The sequence below is a fragment of the Microcoleus sp. Pol14D4 genome (genome assembly GCF_036701245.1).
Lineage (GTDB): Bacteria > Cyanobacteriota > Cyanobacteriia > Cyanobacteriales > Microcoleaceae > Microcoleus.
This window is the reverse complement of record NZ_JAUBQM010000004.1, coordinates 100,701-113,416: the sequence shown is the minus strand read 5'-3', so window position 1 is coordinate 113,416 and position 12,716 is coordinate 100,701. Positions and strand designations below refer to the sequence as shown.

Genomic DNA, 12,716 nt, shown 5'->3' with positions numbered 1-12,716 from the left:
AATTTTAAAACCTTTGGCAGTAGTTTAATTCATGAAATTTCAGGTGAAATGCTGTGCCAGTTTGTGTTAACAGTTCGATGCTTCCTTCTAACTGCTCAGTTAAAGTACAGACAACTTGAAAGCCCATTGAGTTAGTTTTCCGAAAATCTAAGTTTCGAGGAAAGCCGATGCCGTTATCCTTAACTAAGAGGTTGATTTCTCCATCGTCAGTTTGATAACATTCTACACTAACTGTACCACTCGTGGCATCAGGAAAAGCGTGTTTGAGCGTATTTGAAACCAATTCATTGGCAATTAAACCGCAGGGAGTAGCGGTTTCAAGATTTAGGGAAATTGGCTTAGCTAATACCTGCAACTTAATTTGGTTGTTGCTAATATTATAAGAGTGAAACAAGTTACTTACCAAATCTTCAAGATATTCGCCAAAATTAATTTGCGCTAAGTTAGTCGATCGGTACAGTTTTTCGTGAATCAGAGCCATAGAATAAAGGCGATTCTGACTTTCTTCAAACATTTTGCTTACTTGCGGGTCGGCAACTGTGTTCGATTGCAATTCTAACAGACTGGCAACTACGCAGAGGTTGTTTTTGACGCGGTGGTGAATTTCTTTAAGCAAAATTTCTTTTTCTCTGAGGGAGTTTTTCAAATTTGCTTCCGCTTGTTTGCGGTCGCTCAGTTCAGCTTGCAGTTGCTGGTAAAGTAGAGATTGCTGAATAGCGATCGCTAATTGATTCACCAACTGGTGAAATAAATTGATTTCCCATTCTAGCCACTCACGAGGACGATCGCATTGGTGGGCAATCAGCAATCCCCAAAGTTCGCTGTGCTGAATAATCGGCACTACTAACTTTGCTCTAACTTCAATCTGTTTCATAAACTCCGCCACACAATCTGTAAGGAAGGGAGAATCTAGTTCAGAGATCGCAGAAATTCGCCCTTGCAAATAAAGCTGATAACTTTCAGGCGGAAAAACCTCTTCGCCAAAATATCTATCCACGAGTTGGCTGCATCCTTCTGCCACCGCTTCAGCAATGACTCTGCCGCCGGTTTTGGGTAAAAGTTGATAAACCAAAACTCGATCGGCTAATAATACTTGCTGGAGTTCGGCAACCGTAGTGTTGAGAATTTCCTCTAATTGCAAAGACTGGCGGACGCGACGGGCGATCGCCTCGACGAGCCGTTCTCGCTCGAACTGCTGCTGCAGCGCTATTTCTGCGTATTTAGAATTGGTGATATCGGCGGCGTAACCAATAATTTCTATCGGAATGCTCCTGCTGTCAACCAATAGCTTCAGTTCCGTCCGCAGCCAGCGGTAAAGTCCGTCTCGGTGCAGAAAGCGGTACTCGCAAATGCAATTTTCGCCCTCGGACAAATTAGAAAAGTTTGCTAAAAATTGGAGGCGCTCTTCAGGGTGAATCCGGCTCGACCAAAATTTAGAATCTGCTAACAGTTCTTGGGGATCGTAGCCCATGATTGCCTTAACGTTGTCGCTAATGTAAGTAGTACAAAAATCTCCCGTGGGTGCGGCAGTAAAAATTACTGCCGGATTAGAAGCCAGTAAAAATTGCAGGCGTTCTTTTAACTGCTGAAATTCCATTTCTGCCCGCTTACGATAACTGATATCTTCGATCGCCCCCATGCTGTAGAGAGGAATGCCCTCGCGATCGCGGATCAGCGTCACCGTCAAGTTTGCCCACATCAGCTCGCCATTCTTCTTAATCAAGCGTTTTTCCGTTTGTAAACGAGAAATATTGCCGCATATCAACTGCTTGACTTCCTCTACATCTGCTTGTAAATCTTCTGGATGCGTGAGTTCAGTAAAAGTCATGCTAGCCAACTCCGAATCGCTGTAGCCCAACATCTGGCGGTGAGCTTCATTCACTTTGATCGTGCGGTAGTCGCGCACGCTTGCCAAACCAATCGCGATCGGAGCATCGTCAAATAAGTTGCGAAACTTTTCCTCGCTCTTTTGCAGTGCAGCTTCTGCCTGTTTGCGAGCGGTAATGTCTCGGGCGACCCACATCACCCGATCGAGATCCAGCGGCGAAATAGTGGCATCAAACCAGAATAACTTGCAGCCAATTTCCATGCTGTATTCAACTCTGTGAGTTTGCCTAGATGCTAAGGTTTGGCGAATGTGACCCAGGGCAAAATTAGCTTCCGCTTCTGGGAAGATTTCGGCGAGGGTTTTGCCCAGCACTTCAGGAGCAGGTTTGTACAGCAGTTGGGGAGCAGTGGGGGCGATTTTGAGGTAGCGGCCGCTTGCGTCGAAAACCAGGACAATATCCGTCATCGCGTTAAACAGCGCCAGCAGTTCGGCTTCGGAGTTTTGAAGTTTTTCTTCGGTCAATTTGCGATCCGTAATGTCGGTGTCAGTGCCAGTCAGGCGGAAAGCCTTGCCAGAAGCCGATCGGATCGCGCTGCCGCGGGCAAGTATCCAGCAGGTGCTGCCGTCTTTACGCACCATCCGGTGTTCTACTTCATAAATTTCTGTTAAACCCTCTAGATAAGCATTTACTGCTTGGGCGACTGTAACTCGATCGTCGGGATGAACGTGAGATGCCCAATTTTCCATGCGGTTAGGAATCTCTGCGTCTTGATACCCCAACAAAGCTTTCAAAGACGGAGCAATATAGATTTCGTCGGTTTCCAAATTCCAGTCCCAAACCCCCACTTTGCCGGCCGATACTGCCATTTCGTACCATTGTGTCCGCTGCTGCACTCGCAGTTCTAACTCTGCATTGAGCTGCTGCAAAGCGATTTCTGCTTGTTTGCGATCCGTGACATCCCTGCCTGCAGCTTGATACTCGACGATTTGTCCGCTCTCGTCGAATATCGCCCGATCGATCCACTGGTGCCAGCGAATTTCCCCGCTCGGCAAAATTACTTGGTGCTCGCAGGTAAAAATAGGGTTGTCGGGAGACACAGAAGTATATTGCTGTTGAAAAATTTCTCGGTCTGCTTCTGGCAGCAGGGACATGAAGCATTTGCCGAGTAAGTCGAACGCCTGCAGGCCGAAATAACGGCAGTAAGCTTGATTGACAAAAGTTATTTTACCGTCTGGGAGGTAGCGGCAAATCAGTTCGGTTTGGTCTTCCACAATCGCCAGGTAGCGCGCCTCGCTTTGCCGCATGGCATTTTCGGCATTTTGGCGATCGCTGACTTTTTCGAGTTCACAATTGCCCTCTAACAGTTCGCATTGTTCCTGGAGTTTTGCCACTTCTTGATGCAGTGCCTCGATCCAGCTATACATTGCTGGGCGAATCCTTTTTTCGCTGACTATACCTACTGGCTGACCCCGTTCATCTACAATTGGCAAGCAATCGATCGAGTATTGACAAAATAGCTTGAATGCGGTAGTAAGATCTGTAAATTCTGATTCTTGTAAGACAATTAAATTCCGCGTCATTGCCTCGGCAACTTTCATGCCTTGCCATCCGTATTCGGAGGCGGCTAAGTTCAGCACATCTTCCGGGCTTAGCAGTCCGACTAGCTGATTTTCATCGACAACTAAGACGCAATTAATCGATGCTTGTACAGTTTCGTTTGAGTCGTGAAATGCAAGTGAATTAGGCATTGGACAAGGGTAGCTCGTCCGACGCATCAGGGCGATCGCCTCTGCGAGCGAAGTTGAGGACCCAACCGTTGCCGGGTGGCGATCGACAGCTTCGTCGGGCGATCGTAAATTGGCCGACAAATTAGCAAGTTGCATTAGTCTTGGTGAAAAAGAATTGTTAATTAACTTTAGCAACACTTTTAGTCATCAGCCAGATGACTGATGGCTGATGAGCTGGCTGGTTTTCGACCAAGAAGAATATAAGTTTTCATTCCTCCTTTGCCTTTAACTTCAATCATTCCTCGTTCCTGAAACAAATATTTATTTTCCAACAGTTTATAAGTAGTTTCGCTTACTTGAATCCGCCAAGGCAAACCCTGAGATTCCATGCGGGAAGCAATATTTACCGTATCGCCCCATAAATCATAAATAAACTTCTTTATACCAATTACTCCCGCAACAACCGGGCCGCTGTGAATGCCGATGCGGATGCTAAAATATTGATTATTTTTAGCATTAAATCTGGCTATTTCTGCTTGCATATCTAGGGCGATTTGGGCGATCGCATCTGCGTGGTCTACCCTGGGTTCAGGCAGTCCTCCTACTGCCATGTATGCGTCGCCGATGGTCTTAATTTTCTCTAAACCGTGCCGTTCGCACAAAAGGTCGAATCCTGAGAAAATCTTATTTAGGATATCCACAAGTTCGATCGGATTCATGACGGCAGACAAAGCAGTAAACCCCACAATGTCAGCGAACAAAACAGTCACTTCCGGAAAGTATTCGGCAATAGTAGTTTCGTTTTGCTTGAGGCGTTCTGCTATTGCCTTGGGCAAGATATTTAACAGCAGTTTTTCTGATTTTTCTTGTTCTTCCCACAACGCATCTTCTGCTTGCTTGCGTTCCGTAATGTCGTGGTAACTCCAGACTCTCCCGATAATTGTATCTCCCAGTCGCTGCGGTTGCGAATAGCGTTCAAAAAATCTGCCATCTTGAAATTCCAACAAGTCGTAACTTTCGGCTTCTGGCTGCTCGTAAAGTGATTGTATTCTCTCTTGAAATGCTTGGGGGTCTTTGAGTTGGTTGAGAACAAAGGCGATCGTTATGGCGTCGTCTCGCAGTGCCATCACTTCATTAGGTATGCCCCACATTTCCCCAAATTGTCGATTGAAAGTGACAATTTTTCCGTTCCTGTCAATCGCTAAAATACCGTCGGCAGTAGAATCAAAAGTTGCTAGCAGCAGGGACACAGATTTTGCTAGAGCCTCCTCTGCCATTTTTCGAGCAGTAATATCTCGCAAAATAGCGCGAATAGCTACTAGCGAACCTGCCGCAAATTTACAGCTTATACTGCCTTCAAGCAAAATATTTTCATGGTGTTTAGTAATAAATGTTAGTTCAATAGACTCTGGATACAAGGTATTTTCATTTACCGTTTTTTTTGTAATAGCTTGATACAATATATCCAGAGACTCTGGGGAACTGTTCGGATGAATGATATCAAAAACAGTCATTTGAGCAATTTCTGCTTCGGTGTAGCCCAAAGTTTCCCGCCAAGCGCGATTTACATACAAAAAATGACCGTCGGCTCCAATACTTTGAATTAAGTCAGTAGCATTTTCAAATAAGTCTCGCAGTTGTTCTTCGCTTTCCCGCAAAGCTATTTCCGCTTGTTTTCGCTTGATAAATTGACCGATTTGACTGCCGATGCTTGCCATTATCTGGAGCAGTTCTTCATCAAAACACTGCACTTCGCGGCTGAAGAAAATCATCACCCCCAACACAGACTTTGCAGAATTTTCAGGGTCGTAGTCGCCCAATATTGGGAAACCAAAAGCTCCGTGCAATCCTTCTTCAGCAGCGATTTCGCGGCGCAGACAACTGTCGCTTTTTGTGACATCGGCAATCCACTGAGAGGAACCGCTGGCCCACACGAAACCGGGTAATCCTTCGCCAAACGCACAAGTCATTTGTTCAGTAAATTCGGCAAATTTGGGGATAGAAACTGAGCGTTTTGTCCAATTGGCGACGCAGCGAAGCAAATTGGGGTCGGAAACCGCAGTTATTCTCTTAGTTTCTGACAGCAGTTTTTCCCCAGATTCTGGCATCCAAAGTTCTGCAGTATCCCATCCCAAGCTGTCGCAAATTACGGGGAGAATTGCTGCTATAGCTTTTTTTATTGTTTCGGATGCCGACAGGATGCGAGTGGTGACGTACTGAGTTATTTGTCGCTTGCGGGCCCGCTGTCTATCTGTGACATCGCGGCCGATGTAAACGAAATCTTGAAGGGCCGGCCCCGAGCCAGAAATAGCTTTAATGTCAGCCGAAATCGCGGTACAGGAAAACGAAACTGTTAGCTTTTCTCCGGTTTTTGCTGTGCAAATTACTTCGGCGTTAGTTTGCAATTGTTGAGGATCCTCTTGGCTGACTGCTTGCAAAGATGAGCAAAAAGCCGCGAGAGCGTCTATTGGCTGGCCTACTAATTCTGATTCGCTGTAACCGAACAAATCTTGAGCAGCTTGATTGACTTTTTTAATCTTCCCCGATGCTGTTGTTACCAACAAAATTTCCGCCATTGAAGTAATAATTTTTTCCACATAATTATTAGTAGCCGCTAAGGTACTCAATAAAATATCCATTTCATTGGTAGCTTGCACTAGAGTTTGTTCTAAAGCCATCCTATCGGTTACGTCCTCAAAAAATATAATTAATCTCTGATAATTCTCGTCATTGGTGAACTCGACCATATACATATCAAAATAAAGCCGCGAACCGTTTCCTAATAGCCGCGTGATTGCTTTTAATTCAAAATTTGGCAACCGTTTTTCAAAAATATCGATGAAAATTTCTTCAGTTCCCACTAATTCTGGAAAGGGAATGCGAACATCGTTGCCGGCGACTACTTCTTCTGGAGAGTCGGCAAATCGCTGAACTTTTAGAGAGATTTCTTGGATTAAAAAGTTTTTATCAAGTGCTAGGTACTCCAAGTGGTGGGGAACTAACAGTTTTTTTAACAAGGTTTTCATGTGAGATTTTTACTATTGAAGCCGCCATTAGGATAGAATCATCTAAAATCAATCTATTTATCTCTTTTTATCAAATGGAATTCTAACTAAAAATGTAGTGCCTAAGCCTATCTCGCTGGAAAATTCTATTTGACCTCCGTGCAAATCTACACACTGCTTGACTATAGATAAACCCAGTCCTGTACCGGGTATTTTTCCGACATTTTTGGCTCGATAATAAGATTCAAAGAGTTGTTCTTGGTCTTCGAGAGGAATACCCAGGCCTGCATCTTTAATTTTAAATGTAGCTTCTTTATTATTCTGACAACTTAATTCAAAATAAATATGGCTGTCGAGGGGCGAATATTTGATAGCATTTGACAGCAAATTTGTCAAGATGTGCCGCAGCAATTTTGGATCTAGTGCGGGCAACTGTTGCGTTTCCTGCGACTCGTTATCATTTTTTTGCGCGGGCGTAACTAATTCTTGATAAGTAAAGTTAATTGTATGATTTTTTCCATAACTAATTTTAATTGATTCTACTAACTCACTGCAAAAGTTTTTTAAGTCAACTGGTGCGGGATAGAATTCGAGTTTTCCGGCTTCGGCGCTGCTGAGCAACCGCAGATCATCTAATAGCTGAGCCATTTGTTGAGATGCTGATTTAACGTGTTGCAGGTATTTTTGTTTTTCCGCGTGGGTGATTTCGTCGCCGTAGTCTTGGAGGATTTTAGTAGCAAATAATACTGTACTTAGAGGATTGCCAAATTCGTGAGCAATCATCGAGAAAAAACGAGATTTTACCTGTCTGAGTTCTTGCTCTTTTGCCAAAGAGCCGCGAATTTCTATTTCTTGTTGTTTGCGTTCTGTGATGTCCCTGCCTATATAAATGAAATCGTAAAGTCCCTCTAGTTCGGTCTGAATTGCTGAACAGGAAAATTCTACCCAAATTTCTTCTCTTGCTTTAGTAGTGCAGACTATTTCTAGTTCTCTACGCAGCTCTTTCTGAGACAAAATATAGCGGTGGCGAGCTTGGTAAATTAATGTGTCTTCGAGTAATATTAAAGACAGGGGTTTGCCGATCAATTCTGCTTCGCTATACCCAAATAACCATTGGGCAGATTGATTGATTGTTTTGATAGTTCCTAATGTTGTTGTCACCAACAAAGCATCGCCCATCGACCGAATAACTTTATCTATATAGTCTTTAGAAGCGGCTAAGGCACTAACCAAAAGATTAGCTTCATTCGCCCTCTGAATCAACGATTGCTTCATCACCATCTTTTCGGTGGTATCTTCAATCAAAATTAGCAATTTACTTGGCACATCTTCTTGTTCTTCTTCATATTTGATAGCCAACATATCAAAGTATAAAGGGCGGTTTGGGTCGGTAAACCGAGCGATACCTTTGACTTCAAAACCCGGCAGCCGTCCCATAATGATAGACATAAGGATATTTTCAATGCCAATCAGTTCGGGAAAACTCAGGCGAGCATCTGCACCGGGTATAGCATCGCCTGGAATATCGGCATAATGCTGCACTTCGGCAGAGATTGCCTGAATGATAAAATGGTGATTGACTATAAAATACTGTGTTTGTCGCGGGCCTAACAGCTTTCTTAACAGTGGATTCATAATTGTTCTACCATTGTGTAAGCTAATTTATAGAAAATTTCGTCAACGTCTTTGCCTGTTTTAGCAGATGTCGTGTAAACTGCTATTACTTTGTCTTGACATATCGAATGGGATATTTCCACTAGCAGCGCCAATTTTTCCTCGTCAATCAAGTCTACTTTGTTTAAAGCGACGATTATCGATCCTTTAGGATTGACTGAAGAAAAAAGCTGAATGTGTTCGGAGATTCGCTCAACAGTTTCGGAGCGGCTGACATCGGCAACGATTAAAACACCACTTGCTCCCTGCAAGTAAGTCGGTGCTATTCCTTTGAATTTTGTATGCCCTTCTAAGTCCCAAATCAGCAACTTTGCAGTCACGTTTTCCCGCTGTTTTACCCCTTTTAATTCTACGATTTTGCTGGAAATTTTTACTCCTACAGTGGAGAGGTACTGGTCGCTGAATTGCCGATCGACAAAACGGCGGATCAGGCTGGTTTTGCCCACGCCAAAGTCGCCGATCATGCACATTTTTTTAGATATAGTAACTGACATAATTATTTACTGTTTACGGTCTTAGTTATGGGTTCAAATAGCACGCATCTGCTTAAAAGTCGCGGTTGATTCGGTTCCACGTCTGCAGGAGGATTGGGGTTGCCGACGGTTTGGAGGCGCTTCGGGTCAGCACCTTGTCGCACTAAAGCATCTCGCACTGCTGCGGCACGCTTGAGCGACAACTGTTGATTTGTCACAAGTTCTCCAGTTCGATCGCTGTGCCCAATTATCTTAATCTGTTTTTGAGGATATTGATCCATGAAATTTTTGACACTGGCGATGATTTCTTCATCTGTTGAGTCTAATGTTGCCGTTCCTTGCTGGAAGTAGATGCGGGTTGTAATTTTCAGCGGCTCTAATTTAACGGTACTGATGACTGACTGAACACCTGGAATTTGCTTTAGGGACTGAGCTATTTTCTGTGCGTCTGCACCGTCTCTAACTGTACCTTCTACAGTCACTTTACGATCGCCATACCGACTAGAAATAGAAACGCCCTCTCTCTGGTTCAAAACAGCGCTAATTCGCTGCACCTCGGCTGCCGTCAAAACGGGATCTGGGGGGACATCTACAGCTATAATTTTATTATCTAATTGCAATTTCGGTGCAGTTGATGCGGCTATTTTTGCAGCTTGTACCCGCAATTCTTGATTTGGCAACTTTCCCGTTAGCTTTAAAGTTTTGCCATCTACTGCAACATCTAAGCGGTAAACTGCTAATTCGGGAGTCGAGGCTAAAGCTGCGATGGCATTTGCTTCCACACGACGCTCAACGCTGCTGCGATACTGATAAATTCCCCAAGGTACTAAGATTAAGCTCAAGGCGGCTAAACTGATAGCGGCTAGGGCGATCGGGGGTTTTGTTGATTTTTCCGTTTGTAGCGGGTCGAATAAATTTTTTATAGACGGGTGCAGTGAGTCCGGTATAGTACCGGGGTCGCCGTTAAAATCGTGAATGACTTGACCGTAATTAAGGATGATATGACTAACGGTTTGTCGTATTTTTTGGATGAACAAGTTTGGCGGTTCTCCTTTAATCACGACGGCCATGTAGCAATATCCCGCTACTTCTAGCAGAATTTTTGAGTCTCCGTATTCAATTTGATTTAGTTCGGAAGATTCTCCCGGCTGCACGATGCACTCGTTAACAAAGCTGCGAATAGCTGTGAGCATTCCTGCTACCATTTCTGATTCTAACTGGTAGCTTTCTGAGTTTTGAACTTCGGAAATTATTAAGCCTGATGCTTTGTGAATTAAGAATGCTGCTTGGACGGTGAAGGGTACTGATTCTTGGAGGATTAATTCAGCTTCGGAGACTCCTTGTACTTTGGAGCGAATTTTTCTCTGGAATCCTTCGACGCTGATGGCATTTGACACTTTTTCATTGATTGTCTTGATAGCTTCTGCCATGTATCGGGCAATTGTACTGCCAATTACGGGATAGAGGGCATCCACCATAGAGTCGCGTTCGAGTTTTATTTGGGCTGTAATCGCTTTACCCATTTCCGGGGCGAGGGCCTGGGCGATCGACTCTTGGTCGAGGCGAATTTGCTCTTTAATTGCCAGACCAATTTCTGGGGCGATCGCCTTAGCAATATCCGCTGGCGAATTGACTATTTGTTGAGCAAGTGCGTCGGGAAGCAGCTCAGCTATTGCCGCACTCATTGCCGACTTGTTTTCCTGAGTTTTTGCCCTAATCACTTCGTCAATAATTGGGACGATCGCGTTGACCACTTCTTCCCTGGAATCGGCCACTTTGCGACTGAGAATTTCTGCGATCCAAGGCAGCATCAACTCAATCAACTCTTGGGGCTCGTAGATTTGGTGCTCCAATTTTCCTAATTTATCGTCGATTGTTGCCATCAGGTGGCGCACCCCCGGCAAATCGTTTTCTGCCAGAAGATTTTTGACTTGCTCGATATCCGACATTTTTGAGCCGAACATCAGATTTTGCAGCCTTTCCATGGCGCTGTCGGCTTCATTTAAATCCTGTTTAATTTGGCCTAATATTTCTCCGGGCTGCGATATCGGTGTCGGCTGTTCTACAATGTTGGGCATCGATTGAAGCGAAGCAATCACCGGATCTAAATAGGTAGTTTCTGCAGGCTCTGAGACTGGGGCAACTATGAAGTCCTTGGGAATTTCCGAGGATTTTGACTCGGTTTCGGAAGCGGAAACATCTTGTTGCCGATCGAACCCGTGGGATTTTTTAGCCTGTACGTACTGTAGAGAATCTTTCATTGTCAAGTTAGACAATTCTTCGACAGGCTTTGATTCCTCCTCCAAATCCGGCTGGGCGATCGCGGAAACATCTATAGTTTTAGCGGAGGAATAGTTTTTTTCCAGTTCTGAAGTGTTGAGTTTGTGAGTCGCGAATAGCAAACTTTTAAACTCGTCTGCAACAGGCGGGGAATCGCCAGACTCCGGTTGGCGAGAGCCAGTTTCGGGTACACTCGCTGCAACTTCCTCTGGCTCTTGCTCAGAAATACCTAACAAATCCATCAACCCGCCGAGGGCCCCTGCTTGATTATTTTCGCCACTGCTGTCATCCTCGGACTGTGCATTTTGCTGGTTGGAACCAGCAATAATTTTGAGATCGACTAACAGATTCAGCAAGGGTTCTAGCTGGGTTGCTGCATCAGCAGCGGACTCATCAGGTTGAGAAACAAAACCCTCTAACTCATTTTCGTCAGCCGGATTTTCTTTCGGTAAAGCCATGCGTTATTATCCGTTATGGTGGCGCTCCGGCAACAGAAATTCGGTATTTAACTTATTATCCGCAACGCCTTTAAGTTCGGGGACAAATTCTGTTCCTTTGAGCCTCATGCCCAGTTCAAACAGAATTTCTGCCATGTCGTCTCTAGAAACTTTAACATCTCTGAGCATAGAAAAGCGACGGTCTAGCTCTTCAAAAACCTGTGTTTTCAAAGTGCGGGTTTCTTCAGATAGTCGCTCTCTGGTTTGGGAGAATTCGTCGCGAAGCGAACGGGTTTGATTGTCAATAGCCTCGTCGAGGGCTTCAATGCTGCTGGAGAATTTGCGGTTAACGCGATCGACTTGCTGACGGATGTCTGCGCTTTCTTCTTGGGTGTTTGAGGTGAGCGATTTAACTTTCTTTTCTAACGAATCAACTGCAGCCCTCATTTCTCCTGAAAGAACAGTTTTTACTTGTTCGATGCGAGTTTGCATATCTTGCTGCATCATCGACAAGTCGGAATCTATTTTATCGAAGCGATTGTCGTATTCTCTAAGCTGCGCTCCAAAAATTATATCGCGAATCTGGTCGATATTTCCCAGCCGTTCGCGCATTTCTTCTTTAGTTATTTCGGCCATGCTTGTACCTAGAATCTCCGGAGATTGTGAGTTTAAGAACTGTGCTAGTGATTTACTACCGTTGTTGGTGGCACTAGCTTTTTTAAGTGGGCGGGCTTTTATTTTTTGAACTCTCACCCCTGCGTCGGGGATGGGATTTTTTAGAGTCTTGACTCTAAATATCCTGAGATCCAAATTGTTGAGCCTGGTCTTGTCACCAAAAATGGCGATTTGCTATCCTTGGCTTGCAGCAAGCTCATAGAAGCGTAGATTTTGCTGCTATACAGCACAGCGGGGTAGGTTTTAATGTCTTGTACTGACATCTTCAATGATATCGCATCTTGACAGTGCCTCATACCACAGCGCTTGATCCCCGGCAAAAAGCGGGCGGGGGCGGGCGCTCACGTCCTATTATATATAATATATAACTCAAAAGCTGCACAGATCGCTCGCCGATCGACTCCCAGGGATGTTGCCTTTGAGCACAAAGCATTTACACACCCGAACTCTGCCCAGTCTCCCCCTCGAAGCCTCTTCTCCTGCGATCGCCTTATAAAAATTCATAGGGCCCGATCGACAGCGACCAGACCCAATAATAGGAGAGCTTTGTTTTTTCTAACAAACGTGATGTGTTTCCGATTGAGAACTGTTACTTACTAGGGTTTACAACTCGTGC

Annotated in this window: 6 protein-coding genes; all 6 read right to left on the bottom strand. The window is 44.6% G+C overall.

Going from position 1 to position 12,716, the window contains the following annotated elements; genetic code table 11:
- Positions 1–4: 4 nt before the first annotated feature.
- From QUA33_RS03660 to QUA33_RS03635, 6 genes are read right to left on the bottom strand one after another with little or no spacing between them, the layout of a single operon-like run.
- Positions 5–3,712 carry a PAS domain S-box protein gene (locus QUA33_RS03660; protein WP_333146555.1) on the bottom strand — a complete coding sequence of 1,236 codons (3,708 nt, stop codon included), beginning with the start codon at positions 3,710–3,712 and terminating at the stop codon, positions 5–7.
- 44 nt (positions 3,713–3,756) lie between these two features.
- Positions 3,757–6,582 carry an adenylate/guanylate cyclase domain-containing protein gene (locus QUA33_RS03655; protein ID WP_333146553.1) on the bottom strand — a complete coding sequence of 942 codons (2,826 nt, stop codon included), beginning with the start codon at positions 6,580–6,582 and terminating at the stop codon, positions 3,757–3,759.
- Positions 6,583–6,639: 57 nt separating this feature from the next.
- Positions 6,640–8,196, bottom strand: coding sequence for a PAS domain-containing sensor histidine kinase (locus QUA33_RS03650; protein WP_333146551.1), 1,557 nt, complete (start codon positions 8,194–8,196; stop codon positions 6,640–6,642).
- Positions 8,193–8,729 carry a Rab family GTPase gene (locus QUA33_RS03645; RefSeq protein WP_333146549.1) on the bottom strand — a complete coding sequence of 179 codons (537 nt, stop codon included), beginning with the start codon at positions 8,727–8,729 and terminating at the stop codon, positions 8,193–8,195. The genes QUA33_RS03650 and QUA33_RS03645 overlap by 4 nt, the downstream gene beginning before the upstream one ends.
- Positions 8,730–8,731: 2 nt before the next feature.
- Positions 8,732–11,446 (bottom strand): OmpA family protein, encoded by a 2,715-nt coding sequence (locus QUA33_RS03640; RefSeq protein ID WP_333146547.1) that lies wholly within the window; start codon positions 11,444–11,446, stop codon positions 8,732–8,734.
- A 6-nt stretch (positions 11,447–11,452) separates the two neighbouring features.
- Positions 11,453–12,061, bottom strand: coding sequence for a hypothetical protein (locus QUA33_RS03635; RefSeq protein WP_333146545.1), 609 nt, complete (start codon positions 12,059–12,061; stop codon positions 11,453–11,455).
- Positions 12,062–12,716 lie beyond the last annotated feature (655 nt).